Below are 14,025 nucleotides of genomic sequence, written 5' to 3'. Positions count from 1 at the left end.
GCGAAACAGCCGGTTTCTAAACACTAGGTACGAAACTAAGCCGAAGCCTTGCTCATGTTGTCCAGAGCATCCATCACCTCTTTCACGTGGCCGCGCGAGGTTTCTAGCATTGCTTTCTCCTCATCGTTCAGCTGTAGTTCGATAACCTTCTCGATGCCGTTTTTGCCGAGGATAACCGGAGCACCCAAGTACACGCCGTTAATGCCGTACTCGCCCTGTAGCTCAATGCACACCGGGAACACCCGGCGCTGGTCGCGGACAATGGCTTCTACCATTTGCGCAGCGGCTGCACCTGGCGCATACCAGGCTGAGGTACCCATCAGTTTTACCAACTCGCCGCCACCGTTGGTGGTGCGAGCCACAATGGCGTCCAGTTCGGCCTTGCCGATCAGCTCGGTTACAGGGATGCCGCCAACCGTGGTGTAGCGGGGTAGGGGAACCATAGTGTCGCCGTGGCCACCCATGAGTACCGCCTGAATGTCTTTGGGGCTCACGTTCAGGGCTTCAGCTAGGAACGCACGGTAGCGTGCGGTGTCCAGGATGCCAGCCATGCCGAATACCTTTTCGCGGGGCAGGCCGGAGGTGAGGTGCGCTTGATAGGTCATCACATCAAGCGGATTGCTTACAATGATGATGATGGCGTTAGGAGAGTATTTTACAACCTGCTCGGTTACCGTTTTCACGATGCCAGCGTTAGTAGAAATCAGGTCGTCGCGGGTCATGCCGGGCTTGCGGGGCAGGCCCGAGGTAATAACTACCACATCGGAGTTAGCGGTGCGGCTGTAGTCGCCGGTTACGCCTACGGTGCGAGAGTCGTAGCCGATGATGGGGGCTTTCTGCCAGATGTCGAGGGCTTTGCCTTCGGCGAAACCTTCCTTGATGTCAACCAGAACAATTTCGTTGGCAATTTCGCGGGTGGCCAATACATCGGCGCAGGTTGCCCCTACGTTGCCGGCTCCAACTACGGTAACTTTCATTGGGTAAGGAATTGGGTGTGAACTGTGGGTTTGGGCCGTAAAGCTAACCCAAAACGAGTTTCGGCAAACCCAAACCAAGCGAAAGTTCGCTGCAACTACCCAACTGACTGAGCTTGTGGTGAAAGCAAAAGCCCGGCCTAGGCTAGTGAGGGTAGCGCAAGCCGGACCTTCGTGGTTTTGTAACCACACGGGTGAATTACATGCGCCGCACTACCAAAACACGCTCTGTTTCCTCGGTCACCTTAAACCGGTCGTCGGGACGGAAACCAATAACCCAGGCAATTTTGCCATCGGCGGAAACCAGCACTTGCACGTTTTCTTTCAAGTTGAGCGGTACTTTCTGATCAATTAGAAAGTCAGAAAGCTTCTTCTTTCCTTTCATCCCAATGGGCATAAACCAGTCGCCCTCCTGCCAGGCGCGCACCGTGAGCGGGAACTTCAGCGCATCAGCATCCAGGGCCGCTATGGCCTTGCCTTTCGGAATGTCATAGCCTTCGGTTACTTCTACTAGCTCGGTGCGCAGGTGCAAGCCGTCGATTTTCAGGGCTTCCTGCCCGGCTTGCAACTGGTGCGTCCCAAACTTTGTGAGGTTGCGTGGCGTGATGACCAGCTGCTCCCGGTCTTTCACCAGCAGGTGCGTCGGCGACTCAAAGCGGCGCCCCGACTCCGCCCCGAAGCTCTGCACAATGTCCTTCACTACTAGGTACGAAAAGCCGAAAGGCCGCAGCAGCTCGTGCAGCACCACGGCCGTGGCCGCCGTTTTCTGCAGCATCCGGATGTCGAGGTAGGTGGCTTCGGGCTCGGTGCGTTGGGCCTGGCTGGCGGTTTCTTCCACGTAGCGGCGCACAATTTCTTCGGCCCCACCCACGCGCTCCGCCGTGATGCTCATCGTATGGTCGAGGGAAGGATTGATGTCGCGCAGCACGGGGAGTACCTCCAGGCGCAGGCGGTTGCGCTGGTACACGGGGCTGTCGTTGCTGGCATCTTCGCGCCAGATCAGGCGGTTTTCCACCACGTAATCATACAGGTCAGGCTTGCTGACGGCTAGCAAAGGGCGCACGAGGTAGCCCGATTTGGGCCGGATGCCATGCAAACCAGCCAAGCCCGTGCCGTGGGTGAGGTTGAGCAGCATGGTTTCGGCCGTGTCGCGCTGGTGGTGGGCGGTGGCAATGTAGTCGTAGCCCTGTGTTTTACGGATGCGCTCAAACCACTCGTAGCGCAACGCCCGGGCCGCCATTTGGGTAGATATGCCTTCTTGCTCGGCAAACTTCTTGGTCTGGAAAAACTCGGCGAAGTACGGCACCTCGTATTGCTTGGCCAGCTTGCGCACAAACTCCTCATCGGCATCGGCTTCCTCGGCCCGCAGCCCAAAATGGCAGTGCGCTAGGGCAAACTCAGCGCCCAACTTATGCAGCACATGAGCCAGCACCACCGAGTCGAGGCCGCCGCTGACGGCTACCAGCAGCTTATCGGTGGGAGAGAAGAGGGCGTGTTCTTGAATATACTGTTGAATCCGTTCGAGCATGGGGCAAGGTGGGTGAAGAAGCGGGGCAGAAGGTCCGGAGGGGTTTAACCTCTTAGCAGGCCTAGTAACCTGGGCCATTAGAAGAGGAATTACGTCGGGAGCTATACCAGAGAGCTTTATTGAGTGCTGAAAAAACGTACTATTCCACAAAGAAAACCGTTAGCAACGGCCCTTCTGTACCTTTGCACTGAAATGTCGTTCCCGAAGCCTCTTTTTCTCTTTCTGCTCCTGCTACTGCCGAGCCTGGTTTGGGCCCAGCAACGTCCCGCTGCGCGCCCCGCCGGAGCCGCGCCTGTTCCGCAAAAAGGTCAGCAAATTGAGCTGCTAGGGGCCGGCCAGCTGGAAGGCGGCACCTTTAATGGTATTGAAATCCGGAAGCTGATTGGCAACGTGAGCTTCCGGCAGGGCACTACGCTGCTCTACTGCGACTCGGCCTACCAGTACACCGAGCGCAATGCGCTGGAGGCGTTCAGCAATGTGCGCATCATCCAGAACGATACCATTACCATCACTGGCGACCAAGGCACCTATGATGGCGACACGCGCAAAGCCCGCATGACCGGCAACGTGACCATGCGCGACCCGCGCATGACGCTCACCACCCAGCTGCTCGACTACGACCTCAACCGGAATACGGCTTACTACAGCACCGGCGGCCACCTCCAGGATCCGGAAAATACGCTGGACAGCCGGTTTGGCTACTACAATACGCAAACCAAAGTGTTCAGCTTTAAGCGTGATGTGAAGCTAGTAACCCGGGAGAACACCATCGATACGGATACGCTGCAGTACAACACGGTCAGTAAAATTGCCTACTTCTTCGGGCCCACCCGCATCAAGGGCAAACAAGGGAGTGTGTACGCCGAAAACGGTAATTATAACACAGTTACCAAGGTATCGAACTTTGCCCGCAACGCCAAGATCGAAACGCCTAACTACCTGCTCGGCGGCGACAAACTCTTCTACGACGAAGCCCGGCAGTATGGCTTGGCCACCGGTAACGTCTCGATGACTTCCAAGAAGGACAACATCGTGATTCGCGGCGACGTGGGCAAATATTGGCGCGCCGATGGCCGGGCCAAGGTGTATGGCAACCGCGCCGTCATGCGCAACATCAACGATAAGGACACGCTGTACTTGGCCGCTGATACGCTGGTCAGCCTCGAAGGCCGTCCGCCCCAAAACAAAGCCGGCGTGATTTACGCCTACCGTAAAGTGCGCATCTTCCGCACCGATTTGCAGGGCCGCTGCGACTCCCTGACCTACGACCGGCAGGATTCCATCATCTACCTCAGCCACGACCCAGTTCTCTGGAACAACAAAAACCAGCTCACTGCCGACTCCATGCAGATTCAGCAGCGCAAGGGAAAAATTGACCAGATGCGCCTCTACGGCCGGGCTTTCACTATTGGGCAGGACACACTGCTAAACTTCAACCAAGTGAAGGGCCGCACCATGGTGGCGTACTTCGGCGAGAAGTCGATAAAAAAAATTGATGTGGTTGGCAACGCCGAGAGCATCTACTATGCTCTTGAGGGAGACACGGCCGTGTCGGGGGTCAACAAGTCCTTATCCGCGACTATGACAATGCGGTTTGCCCAAAGCAAGCTCCAGAATATCACGTTCCGCACCAACCCCGAAGCCAGCTTTATTCCGCCGAATGAGCTAAAGGCCGAAGAGGCCAAGCTGACGGATTTCCGCTGGCGGGCTACGGAACGCCCCACCCGTCGCCAAACGTTAGGCAAGCACTTTGCGCCCCCCGCTAAACCCAAAAAGAAAGCAGTGCCAGCTAAAAAGGCTCCTGTCAAGAAAAAGGTTACTGCTCCTAAAAAAGCAGCGCCTGCAACACCAAAACCGGCTGCTCCAAGCAAGCAACCCGTCGTGAAAAAATGAGGTGGATGCCGGGTAATGCACTGGGGTTTAAACGCCACCACTGCCTAGTATTAGTTGCCTCACCGATTATCCTTACCTTTGCGCCCTTATGCTGTCTTTCCGTCCTGCCTTTTTAGTTCTGTTATTGAGCGCCTTGCTGCTCGGGTCTTGCACCGGCTATCAAAAGCTGTTGAAGAGCACCGACGTCAACAAGAAGTATGAAGCTGCCATTCAGTACTATGATAAAGGCGACTTTTTCAAGGCTGGCACGCTGCTCGAAGAATTGATTCCGCTGCTAAAAGGCCGCCCCGAGGCGGAAAAAGCCCAGTTTTACTTTGCTAATACCAACTACAAGCAGCGCAACTACACGCTGAGCGCCTACTACTTCAAAACGTTCTACGAGACGTACCCCAACTCGCAGTTCGCTGAAGAAGCGGCTTTCATGCAAGCCAAATCGTTGTTCCGCGACTCGCCCGATTTCCAGCTCGACCAGACGAACACGTACTCAGCGCTGGATGTCATCCAGGATTTTCTGAACCGCTTTCCCGAAAGCCGTTTCCGCGCCGAAACCGACGGTATGTCGCAGGAGCTGCAGAAAAAGCTGGAAAACAAAGCCTTCCGCGGTGCCAGCTTGTACTATGATTTGCGCTACTACCAGTCGGCCGTGACGGCGTTTACGGGCTTTCAGCAGCAATACCCCGCTTCGGCCTATGGCGAGCAGGCCGCTTTCCTGAAGTTGAGCGCCCAATACGACCTAGCAAAAGAAAGCGTAGAGGAAAAGCAGCGCGAGCGGTACCTGGAGGCCATTGCCTTCTACCAGAACTTCGTAGATGCTTTCCCGCAAAGCAAAAACCTGAAAGAAGCGGAGCGCATGTACGATGCCGCCCGCGACGAAGTAGCCAAATTGAAAACAGCCGAGTCGACGGCTGCTAATTAAGGCGCAGGAAGTGCCAACGCCGATTTATACCGGCACCACAAGCACTTTCCGCACATTTACCTTACCTTCTGCACATTCATAACACATCAGATAAGATGAAAACTCCGAACAGCGTACCAGCTTCCATCGTGACCCGCAATATGTCGGATTTCACCCACGAAACCGGCAACGTGTATGAGAGCCTGGCTATCATCTCGAAGCGTGCAAACCAGATTTCTGTAAAGCTGAAAGAAGAGCTGAACGGCAAGCTGGCTGAGTTTGCTACCACCGTAGATAACCTCGAAGAGGTGTTTGAAAACCGCGAGCAAATCGAAATTTCTAAGCACTACGAGCGTCTGCCTAAGCCTACTAACTTGGCAGTAGAGGAGTTTCTGGAAGGCAAGATTCACTACCGCACGCCTGCTGAAGAAGAGCAGCCTGAGGCCCGCAAAGCCGAGTAGCGCACGGACTTAGCTCACTAAAAACGGATTACACGGACGCAGTTAGTTGCTGGTTCGTGTAATCCGTTTTGTTTGGTAGCTATGGCAGGCTGCTTGGGTAGCTCTAAGGGGTTTGTGTACTTTGGAGGCCTAGTAGCCAAGTCAGTTTAAGCGCAGAAGGGAGCTAGCGAAAGGTGGTTTGTTAACATGAAGACATCGGATGCAGTCAATTAACTCTGTGTTGCAGGGGCGTAAGATTTTGCTGGGCGTTAGCGGCAGTATTGCGGCATATAAGTCGGCGGTGCTGGTGCGCTTGCTGGTGAAGGCTGGAGCTGAAGTGCAGGTTATTCTAACGCCCGCCGCCGCGGCCTTCGTCACGCCCCTAACCCTCGCCACGCTCTCCAAAAATCCGGTTCTGCAGGGCTTCCTGAAAGATGAACGGGCTGGCGAATGGCACAACCATGTGCACCTGGGCCTCTGGGCCGATGCCTTGGTGGTGGCACCGGCCTCGGCCAACACACTCGCGCATCTCGTCAACGGCCTCTGCGATACGCTGCTGGATGCCGTTTATCTCTCGGCTCGCTGCCCCGTGTTTGTGGCTCCGGCCATGGACCTAGATATGTATCAGCACCCGGCTACCCAAGCTAACCTAGCCCGTCTGCGCCAGTACGGCAATACAGTGTGGGAGTCACCGGCGGGCGAGCTGGCCAGTGGCTTAAGCGGCCCGGGCCGGATGCTGGAACCAGAGGACATGGTGACGGAGCTAGAACGGTTTTTTTCAGAACCCGCTATCTTGTCGGTCTGAGGCGAGGGATAGTATTTTGCTAGCTTCCTTCTGACCATAAACCTCCCGCTACTTAGCTCTCCAGAATGCGCGTTCTTATTACTGCCGGTCCTACGTATGAGCCCCTGGATCCGGTTCGCTTTATTGGCAACCACAGCACCGGCAAAATGGGCTACGCACTGGCCGAAACATTTGCCGCCAACGGAGCTGAGGTAGAGCTGGTAAGCGGCCCCACCAACCTGCCCAACCCGGCCCACCCTAACATCCGAACCCAGCGCGTACAAACCGCCGATGAGATGTTTGCCGCCGCGGCCGCCCTAGCGCCCGCCGCCGATGTATGGGTGTTTGCGGCCGCCGTTGCCGACTACAAACCCGCGCAGGTAGCGGAGAATAAGATTAAAAAGCAGGGCAACACGCTCACGCTGGAGCTCGTCAAGAACGTGGACATTGCCGCTACATTAGGCGAAATGAAGCGGCCCGAACAATTTTCGGTGGGTTTTGCGTTGGAGACAGACAACGAGCTGGCTCATGCCCTGGATAAGCTGCGGCGGAAGAATTTTGATATGGTAGTGCTGAACTCCTTGCGCGATGCCGGCGCTGGCTTCAAGCACGATACCAACAAGATAACGCTGCTGGAAGCCAACGGGGGCCTGACTACCTTTGACTTGAAGCCCAAAGCAGAGGTAGCCCTCGATATTGTGCGTACCGTTTTAGCCCGCCTGCAACCCCACCATGCGTAACCTCTGCCTGTCGTTTCTGCTGCTCTGCTTGCCTTTTCTGGCCCGTCCTGCCCAAGCGCAGGAGCTACAGGCTGAGGTGAGCGTGACTACCGAGAATGTAACCATCTCGGACCGTCAGCTGGTGCAGCAGATGCGCAACGACATGCAGACGTTTCTGAACACGCGCACATTCACCAACCAAACATACCGGCCGGCAGAGCGCATTCGGTGCCGCTTTTTCGTGGGCATTCGCTCTATTCCACAGAATGGCACTTACGTAGCTACCGTGCGGGTGCTGAGTACGCGCCCCGTGTATGGCACCGGGTACGAAACCAACGTGCTGAGCTTTACGGACCCCAGCTGGACGTTTGCCTACTCCCCGCAAAACCCGATTGACTACTCGGAAAACGTATTCGTCGGCAACCTGTCCTCATTGCTTTCTTTTTACGCCTACATTATCATTGGCATGGATCAGGATAGCTTTGCTTCCCTGAGTGGCTCGCCCTATTACGACCGCGCCCGGACCATCCTGACCAATGCCGCCTCCCAGAACACCACTAGTGAGGTAGATGAAGGCTGGAAAGATGCTAGCAGCGGCAACCGTTATTGGCTGCTCAACAACCTGCAGGACCCACAACTAGAGGCATTCAGAAAGGGCAGCTATGCGTATTATCGTCAAGGCATGGATGTGTTTATCACCAAGCCCGAGGAAGCCCGTGCCAGCATGGTAACAGCCCTGCAAGGCGTGCAGCAAGCAGTGCAGCGCCGGCCCGGAACGGTGCTGGCTCGTGCGTTCTTCACTACCAAAGCCGACGAAATTTCCAACGTATTTCGTACTAGCCCCGATCAGCAGCAGAAAACCCAAGTAGCAACCCTGCTTTCGGAGGCCGACCCCACCAACTCAGCTAAGTACCAATCCATTCTGCGGCAGCCGTAGCGCTAGTTTTAGGTGCTAAGAAATATTTTTGGCGAATAAAGTTAGTAACTAACTAAATGAGCTAGTAGCTTTGCTAAAGCTACTAGACCCGGTTGTGCCCGGACCGTAGCTTTTCTCATTCATTAGCTACGGCCGGGTTCCCGGCCCTCATGTTGGATTGCTATGTTGGTTGACCTGCGCATCCGTAATTACGCCCTGATTGAGCAGCTAGAGCTGCAACCTTCAGCTCTTCTCAATATTATCACCGGCGAAACTGGGGCCGGCAAATCCATTATGCTGGGTGCCATTGGGCTGCTGCTGGGCAATCGGGCCGACTCACGCATGCTCTTCGATACGGAGAAGAAATGTGTGATTGAAGGCCAGTTTGACATCAGTGGCTACCAGCTCCAGGATATCTTTGAAGCCGAGGATCTGGACTACGACACGCAATGCATTCTGCGGCGAGAGGTAAGCCCCGCTGGCAAAAGCCGGGCGTTCGTGAATGATACCCCCGTAACGCTGGAAACCCTGCGCAACATCGGCGCAAACCTCATGGATATTCATTCCCAGCACGATACGCTGTTGCTTGGGGATGCCGTGTTTCAGCTGAACCTGCTGGACCTTTATGCCGGCTTGGTGCCTAGCAGGGCGCAGTACAGCAATGCTTACCGTCAATACCGCAAGTTGGAAGCCGACTTGAAATGCCTCGAGGACCAAGTAGCTCAGGCCAACAAGGAGCTGGATTATCATAGCTTTTTGCTGAACGAGCTGGAAGATGCCCGCCTTGATAATGAACACCAGGATGAGCTGGAGCAGGAAGTAAAAGAGCTGGAACACGCCGAAGAAATCAAGTTCAAGCTCACGAATGCCCTTCAGAGCCTGACGGAAAGCGAGTATTGCGCTACCGGCGCCATGAAGGAGGCTGCTTCTTTACTAGGGCAGATTTCAGCTTATTCTGAGCAGGCCCGTGAGCTAAAACATCGTCTCGATTCCTGCCTAATTGAACTGCACGACATTGCCAACGAAATAGAGGTAGTAGAGCGCCGCACGGAAGGCGACCCTGCCCGCATTGATGAGCTGCAAGGCCGCCTGAATGTGCTCTACAGCCTCCAGCGCAAGCACCAGGTGCGTGATGTAGTAGCCCTGCTGGCTGTCCGCTCTGAGTTGCGGGATAAGGTTAGCTCGGTGCTCAACCTAGATAAGCAGATAAACCGCCTGCGCCGCGAATCAGAAGGAGCCTTGGCCGCCGTTCGGAAACAAGCTACGCGTCTTTCGGAGGCTAGGCGTAAGGTGTTTCCGAAGTTCGAGAAGGAGCTGGTTTCGTTGCTTTCAGACTTGGGCATGCCTAACTCGCGCATTGTGGTGCAGCACCAGGAAGGCGCGCCCGCAGCGAGTGGTATTGACGTTATCAGCATCCTGTTCACGGCCAACAAAGGTGCCCAGCCTCAAACGTTGAGCAAAGCTGCATCCGGTGGTGAGTTCTCGCGCCTAATGCTGTGCATCAAGTACATGCTGGCGGATAAAACTGCCTTGCCAACCATCGTTTTCGATGAAATTGATACGGGTATCAGCGGTGAAATTGCGGTGAAAGTGGGCCGAATGATGCAGCAAATGGCCAAGAAGCATCAGCTCATTACCATCAGCCACTTGCCGCAAATGGCCGCGGCCGGCGACACGCACTATTTCGTGTACAAAGAAGACCGTGCCGACCGCACTGTGAGCCGCATCCGGATGCTGAACCTAGAGGAGCGCATTCAGGAAATTGCTCAGATGATTTCCGGTGCCAAGCCCAGCCAGCACGCCTACCAAAGCGCCCGCGAGCTATTAGCCATGGGCGGCGAGGAATTGGTAGGATAGAATGTGAAGGGGAAGAATTGTGACGTTGTGAATAGCTAACTTGGCGCCGCATAACTGGCCTTGCGCGGGTTGCTCTGGGCATTATATCAGAGGCAGCAGCAGGGCTATCTATCGTTCACAACTTCACAAGCTCACAACTTCACCACATGTCTAACAACCTACTCGCTGGCAAGGTCGGCATCATTTCTGGTGCTCTAAACGAGGAATCAATTGCCTGGAAAGTAGCCCTGAAGGCCCACGCCGAAGGTGCCCGCTTTGTGCTCACCAACGCCCCGCTGGCCATGCGCATGGGCGAAATCAACAAGCTTTCGGAGCAGTGCAACGCGCCCATCATCCCGGCCGATGCTACCTCCATGGAGGATCTGGAGAAGCTGTTCAGTGGCGCCCAGGAGCAACTCGGCGGCAAAATTGACTTTGTGCTGCACAGCATTGGCATGAGCGCCAACATCCGGAAGGGCAAGCACTACGGCGAGCTAAACTACGAGTGGTACCAGAAAACGCTGGATGTGTCGGCCATGTCGCTGCATCGCATGCTGGCCGTGGCTGAAAAGCAGGATGCCTTCAACGAATGGGGCTCGGTAGTAGCCTTGTCGTACATCGCGGCCCAGCGTGCCTTCCTTGACTACACCGATATGTCGCAGGCTAAGGCGATGCTGGAAAGCATTGCCCGCAGCTACGGTCAGCGCCTCGGCAAGCTGAAGAAAGTGCGTGTGAACACCGTTTCGCAGTCGCCCACTAAAACCACGGCTGGCACCGGTATCAGTGGCTTCGATGCTTTTTACGAGTACGCCGACCGCCTTTCGCCGCTAGGCAACGCCCCGGCCGAAGCCTGCGCCGATTACTGCGTTAGCCTGTTCTCGGACCTGACCCGCTACGTGACCATGCAGAACCTGATGCACGACGGCGGCTTCAGCACCACTGGCATCTCGGAGGAAATTGTAGAGCTGATTACGAACAGCAAGGCCTAGCCCACGAACGTCAGCAAAGTAGAAAGCCCGGCCAACTTGGTCGGGCTTTTTTGTTGTCGAACTAAGTGAAGAGCGCAGTAATGCGCGTACGGTCATAATCCAGAATTAATTCGTTGTAGGCTTCATAAAGGTGGAGTAATGACTCTGCATCAGGGCCTAGTATATCCAGGCCACGGTCGTCGTACATGTGGAAAGCCAGACCCGTGCGCTGATTGAGAAAGAATACCTGACCATGAAGGGCTGGGGTCCTACAGAAGTCCTGGTTCGCAATTGCCGCCAGAATAGCAGCGTGTGGAATTTGCGAAGCACTCGTAACAAAGTGTGCTCTCGACCATTGATGGGGAGCAAAAAAGTGAGGATAAACGATGCGTTGAAAATGCACATCGGCTTTCCGGACCGAGAGCTGTTGGATCAGGAAGTTGCTGTTTCTGAGCCGGTGCCTTTTGTAGCGTGAATACTGATAGACTACCAGAACTGAATCAGTAGGTGCGAAGACTGCTTGAAATAGGAGGGACGCTCTGCGGACTACTTCCTGAAAGTATGCATCGTCAGAAGTAGCCAGTGCATCATCCTGTAAGTCAAAGCGAAGGTAGATTGGCCAGTTATGGAACAGGGGGGCAGCAAGTCTCAGGCTGGGATACTGTCGCCATAAAAACTGTGCTAGTGCATTGGGCATAGTTTGCCTAATCGCATGGAAAGAAATATTGGTGGAATACGTCCGCTTATTGAGCTGCGCTAGCCGATAGTTGCTGCAGCACCCGCAGGGCTTTTTCAGCGTCGGGTTGAGCCACGAAAATGTGGTCGTGGTAGAAGCCGGCTACCACGTTGCAGCTGATGTGGGCGGCGGTCAGGGCCGTGGCGAAAGCAGCTGTAAGGCCCACTGCTTCCAGAGACGAATGCACGCGGAGTGTAATCCAGGCAGCCACAAACGAGTAGGGGAGGTGCTGCTGATCGGCGAGGTGCTGGGGTACAATAACCATAGTGCCTTCTTGCTCCTGAAAAAGGCCGAGCACTTCTGACACAGGAAACACGCTTGGGTCTTGAACAGAGCAGAAAACGTAGGCGCCGGGGTTGAGCTCTGGCGTAAGGGTAGCAAGCAGCTGCGAAAGATCTGTTTCTCCGGTCATGAGGAAAGTGAGGCGTAAGGGCTGTTGAGTTGCTAGGTAGCAAGAAAGCCCAAACCCTCGGTGTCCGTCAGTGGGTGCCTGCGTGCAATGGCTAAAAATTTAGCTGCGCCTGCAGGCGCAACAAGCCGCCGCGCTGGCGGTTGTCGGGACGCTGGAAATCCTCGAAGCGGCGTGAGGAAAGCGTATACATGGTTACCAACTCAAAGCTGCTGACCGGCTGCCATTCCAGTCCAAACTCAGCCTCTCGCACGGAGTAGCTTCGAGCATCCCGCTCGTGCTTTTTGCCGCCATCATAGGTTTGCAGGCGCACAAACGGATAAAACTGCTGCTGCTTATACTGCAGCCGATAGTTGAAAAGCACGTAGCCGCCGTGCAGCCGTCGGGTTTCAATGCTGTCGGTGCGCGGGTTAAACTCAGGTCCGCGGCCAATGTTGTACTCGGCCTGCACGCCGAAGGGCTGGGGATACAGCACAAAGGTGGCAGCCATGCGCTGATCGAGGTAGCGCAAGTCGCGGCAATACTTCACGCCTTCGGAAAGCTGATCTTTGGCGAGTACATATTCGCCTGTGTATGCCTGCAAGGAGGGCTCGATTATCTGCTTCCCTATCTCAAAAGGGTAGGTGGCGCGGGCTACTATGTGGCGTTGGTTGTTGAGCTCTGGGCGGTTGGCGGTTTGGCCGTTGTAGGCACCTAGTCCGATTACGCCATAGTCGCCAGAGCCTTTCAGCCCATCTTTCACCAAGCGGCTGAAGCGCTGCCGAATTTTGGTAGGCGCCCAGTACAAGAAAGCACCTAGGTCTCGCTCGTTGGCCACGGCACTGTTCAGAGCATCGTTGCGGTCAAGGGCCAGGCGGTTCTGGCTCGACTGCATGTTCTCGAAGCCATAAGGAATTTTGCTTTGGCCAACCCGGATGCGGAATTCGTTGGTTTTCGTCAGGCCCAAATCGAGGTAAGCGTCGCGGAGTTGCACAAAATTCAGCGAGGTGCTGCCCCCGGGAGTGCTGGCAAAATCAGGCTGAATGTAGAAGTATACCCGCTCGTGCAGCTGCCCGAAAAAGATAATCCGGGCCCGGCGAATGGAAAAGCCACCATTGTTGCCCCACGATCTATCACATTGCTCGCACGAAAGGTCGGCGTTGGTTTCGAGCAGGCGGTTGTAGCGCGCCTGCACATAGCCCCGAATGGCAAAGGTTTCAAACCACTTTTTGGCCACCGGCGGCGCCTTTACTAGCGTGTCGGAACCTTGCCCGTGCGCGTATCCTGAAGCCAGAAACAACAGGCTGATTAACAGTTTCTTCATACAGAGGTAATGCTGACACAAAGTGCGGCATTACCTGTTACTTCAATATGTCCTGTGTATTATCTGAATGTTATGAATCCTGTTTTGGCCGAATCTAAGCCAGGCTAACTTCCTCTCTCAGATACATTTTACTAGGCCTGCAAACGGCTGAAAACGGCCGCCGGTAACCTGAGAAAGTAGCCAGCAGATACGGCTACTCCTGGGCCCGCAACCAGGCCTGAGCATCCTCTAGGGTCTCAAAAAGATGTAAATCGAGTCTATCGCCGATGCGATGCTGCAGGTCCTCGATGGAAATCTGACTGAAAATATCTGGCGACACTACCTGCCCCATGTAGCGCAACCCGGCTCCTATAATCAGGGGCGTCCAGATCTGTTCAATCCAATCGTTGGCTTCTGTGAAAGTGCCTACCAAGTCGCGGTGGTCGTTGAGGAGCTTGGGGCAGGGCTCTTGGCGCAATAAGTCTAGGTAAGTGAGGCCGCCATCCATTACCGTTGCCAACGTTTGGCGGCCAAACCAATGGGCATGGATGTAGTTTTCTCGCTTGTTTCGTTCTACCGTCAGGTATACGCTTCCATCTCCCCGACGTAACGACGTAATCATATGCAGCTTATTGAGGTAGGCAC

Annotated in this window: 14 protein-coding genes; 8 read left to right on the top strand and 6 right to left on the bottom strand. The window is 55.2% G+C overall.

Annotation, left to right across the window (positions count from 1 at the left end; translation table 11 throughout):
- Positions 1 to 35 precede the first annotated feature (35 nt).
- Both mdh and tilS read right to left on the bottom strand, forming a co-directional pair.
- A complete protein-coding gene (gene mdh, locus ACYVHC_RS05950; RefSeq protein ID WP_460612747.1) occupies positions 36 to 977 on the bottom strand; it encodes a malate dehydrogenase in 942 nt (313 codons plus the stop codon).
- Between the two features lie 196 nt (positions 978 to 1,173).
- Complete coding sequence (tilS, locus tag ACYVHC_RS05945) at positions 1,174 to 2,502, bottom strand: tRNA lysidine(34) synthetase (protein ID WP_460612746.1); 1,329 nt, start codon at positions 2,500 to 2,502, stop codon at positions 1,174 to 1,176.
- A gap of 192 nt (positions 2,503 to 2,694) precedes the next feature.
- Here tilS and ACYVHC_RS05940 point away from each other — a divergent pair, with 192 nt between their 5' ends.
- From ACYVHC_RS05940 to ACYVHC_RS05905, 8 genes are all read left to right on the top strand, one after another.
- A complete protein-coding gene (locus ACYVHC_RS05940; protein WP_460612745.1) occupies positions 2,695 to 4,395 on the top strand; it encodes an OstA-like protein in 1,701 nt (566 codons plus the stop codon).
- Positions 4,396 to 4,483: 88 nt separating this feature from the next.
- Positions 4,484 to 5,311, top strand: coding sequence for an outer membrane protein assembly factor BamD (locus tag ACYVHC_RS05935; RefSeq protein ID WP_460612744.1), 828 nt, complete (start codon positions 4,484 to 4,486; stop codon positions 5,309 to 5,311).
- Between the two features lie 95 nt (positions 5,312 to 5,406).
- Positions 5,407 to 5,751, top strand: a complete 345-nt coding sequence (locus ACYVHC_RS05930; RefSeq protein WP_460612743.1) for a DNA-directed RNA polymerase subunit omega — start codon at positions 5,407 to 5,409, stop codon at positions 5,749 to 5,751.
- Between the two features lie 199 nt (positions 5,752 to 5,950).
- Entirely contained in the window at positions 5,951 to 6,535 is a 585-nt protein-coding gene (locus tag ACYVHC_RS05925) for a phosphopantothenoylcysteine synthetase/decarboxylase family protein (RefSeq protein WP_460612742.1), read from the top strand.
- 65 nt (positions 6,536 to 6,600) lie between these two features.
- Positions 6,601 to 7,254: a phosphopantothenoylcysteine synthetase/decarboxylase family protein gene (locus tag ACYVHC_RS05920; RefSeq protein WP_460612741.1), complete on the top strand. Its 654-nt coding sequence runs from the start codon at positions 6,601 to 6,603 to the stop codon at positions 7,252 to 7,254.
- Positions 7,247 to 8,170, top strand: coding sequence for a DUF4835 family protein (gene porD / locus ACYVHC_RS05915; RefSeq protein WP_460612740.1), 924 nt, complete (start codon positions 7,247 to 7,249; stop codon positions 8,168 to 8,170). Before ACYVHC_RS05920 ends, porD begins: the two co-directional genes overlap by 8 nt.
- Before the next feature lie 162 nt (positions 8,171 to 8,332).
- Positions 8,333 to 10,006 (top strand): DNA repair protein RecN, encoded by a 1,674-nt coding sequence (gene recN / locus ACYVHC_RS05910; protein WP_460612739.1) that lies wholly within the window; start codon positions 8,333 to 8,335, stop codon positions 10,004 to 10,006.
- A gap of 146 nt (positions 10,007 to 10,152) precedes the next feature.
- The gene (locus ACYVHC_RS05905; protein WP_460612738.1) at positions 10,153 to 10,974 is read left to right on the top strand and encodes an enoyl-ACP reductase FabI; all 822 of its coding nucleotides are present in this window, start codon (positions 10,153 to 10,155) and stop codon (positions 10,972 to 10,974) included.
- Positions 10,975 to 11,035: 61 nt separating this feature from the next.
- Here the strand turns inward: ACYVHC_RS05905 and ACYVHC_RS05900 are convergent, their stop codons facing one another.
- From ACYVHC_RS05900 to ACYVHC_RS05885, 4 genes are all read right to left on the bottom strand, one after another.
- Positions 11,036 to 11,650, bottom strand: a complete 615-nt coding sequence (locus ACYVHC_RS05900) for a DUF3885 domain-containing protein (RefSeq protein ID WP_460612737.1) — start codon at positions 11,648 to 11,650, stop codon at positions 11,036 to 11,038.
- Positions 11,651 to 11,696: 46 nt separating this feature from the next.
- Positions 11,697 to 12,101: an ACT domain-containing protein gene (locus ACYVHC_RS05895; protein WP_460612736.1), complete on the bottom strand. Its 405-nt coding sequence runs from the start codon at positions 12,099 to 12,101 to the stop codon at positions 11,697 to 11,699.
- 91 nt (positions 12,102 to 12,192) lie between these two features.
- Positions 12,193 to 13,401, bottom strand: a complete 1,209-nt coding sequence (locus ACYVHC_RS05890; RefSeq protein WP_460612735.1) for a porin family protein — start codon at positions 13,399 to 13,401, stop codon at positions 12,193 to 12,195.
- Between the two features lie 193 nt (positions 13,402 to 13,594).
- Entirely contained in the window at positions 13,595 to 14,002 is a 408-nt protein-coding gene (locus ACYVHC_RS05885; protein WP_460612734.1) for a hypothetical protein, read from the bottom strand.
- Positions 14,003 to 14,025 lie beyond the last annotated feature (23 nt).

Source organism: Hymenobacter seoulensis, assembly GCF_054780535.1.
The sequence above is the reverse complement of the archived record's forward strand: the minus strand, read 5'-3'. Positions and strand labels throughout refer to the sequence as shown.

What these genes read in the sequence shown, in the direction of transcription:
- mdh (WP_460612747.1), bottom strand. Translation starts at nt 977, where the DNA reads ATGAAAGTTACCGTAGTTGGAGCCGGCAACGTAGGGGCAACCTGCGCC.
- tilS (WP_460612746.1), bottom strand. Translation starts at nt 2,502, where the DNA reads ATGCTCGAACGGATTCAACAGTATATTCAAGAACACGCCCTCTTCTCT.
- ACYVHC_RS05940 (WP_460612745.1), top strand. Translation starts at nt 2,695, where the DNA reads ATGTCGTTCCCGAAGCCTCTTTTTCTCTTTCTGCTCCTGCTACTGCCG.
- ACYVHC_RS05935 (WP_460612744.1), top strand. Translation starts at nt 4,484, where the DNA reads ATGCTGTCTTTCCGTCCTGCCTTTTTAGTTCTGTTATTGAGCGCCTTG.
- ACYVHC_RS05930 (WP_460612743.1), top strand. Translation starts at nt 5,407, where the DNA reads ATGAAAACTCCGAACAGCGTACCAGCTTCCATCGTGACCCGCAATATG.
- ACYVHC_RS05925 (WP_460612742.1), top strand. Translation starts at nt 5,951, where the DNA reads ATGCAGTCAATTAACTCTGTGTTGCAGGGGCGTAAGATTTTGCTGGGC.
- ACYVHC_RS05920 (WP_460612741.1), top strand. Translation starts at nt 6,601, where the DNA reads ATGCGCGTTCTTATTACTGCCGGTCCTACGTATGAGCCCCTGGATCCG.
- porD (WP_460612740.1), top strand. Translation starts at nt 7,247, where the DNA reads ATGCGTAACCTCTGCCTGTCGTTTCTGCTGCTCTGCTTGCCTTTTCTG.
- recN (WP_460612739.1), top strand. Translation starts at nt 8,333, where the DNA reads ATGTTGGTTGACCTGCGCATCCGTAATTACGCCCTGATTGAGCAGCTA.
- ACYVHC_RS05905 (WP_460612738.1), top strand. Translation starts at nt 10,153, where the DNA reads ATGTCTAACAACCTACTCGCTGGCAAGGTCGGCATCATTTCTGGTGCT.
- ACYVHC_RS05900 (WP_460612737.1), bottom strand. Translation starts at nt 11,650, where the DNA reads ATGCCCAATGCACTAGCACAGTTTTTATGGCGACAGTATCCCAGCCTG.
- ACYVHC_RS05895 (WP_460612736.1), bottom strand. Translation starts at nt 12,101, where the DNA reads ATGACCGGAGAAACAGATCTTTCGCAGCTGCTTGCTACCCTTACGCCA.
- ACYVHC_RS05890 (WP_460612735.1), bottom strand. Translation starts at nt 13,401, where the DNA reads ATGAAGAAACTGTTAATCAGCCTGTTGTTTCTGGCTTCAGGATACGCG.
- ACYVHC_RS05885 (WP_460612734.1), bottom strand. Translation starts at nt 14,002, where the DNA reads ATGATTACGTCGTTACGTCGGGGAGATGGAAGCGTATACCTGACGGTA.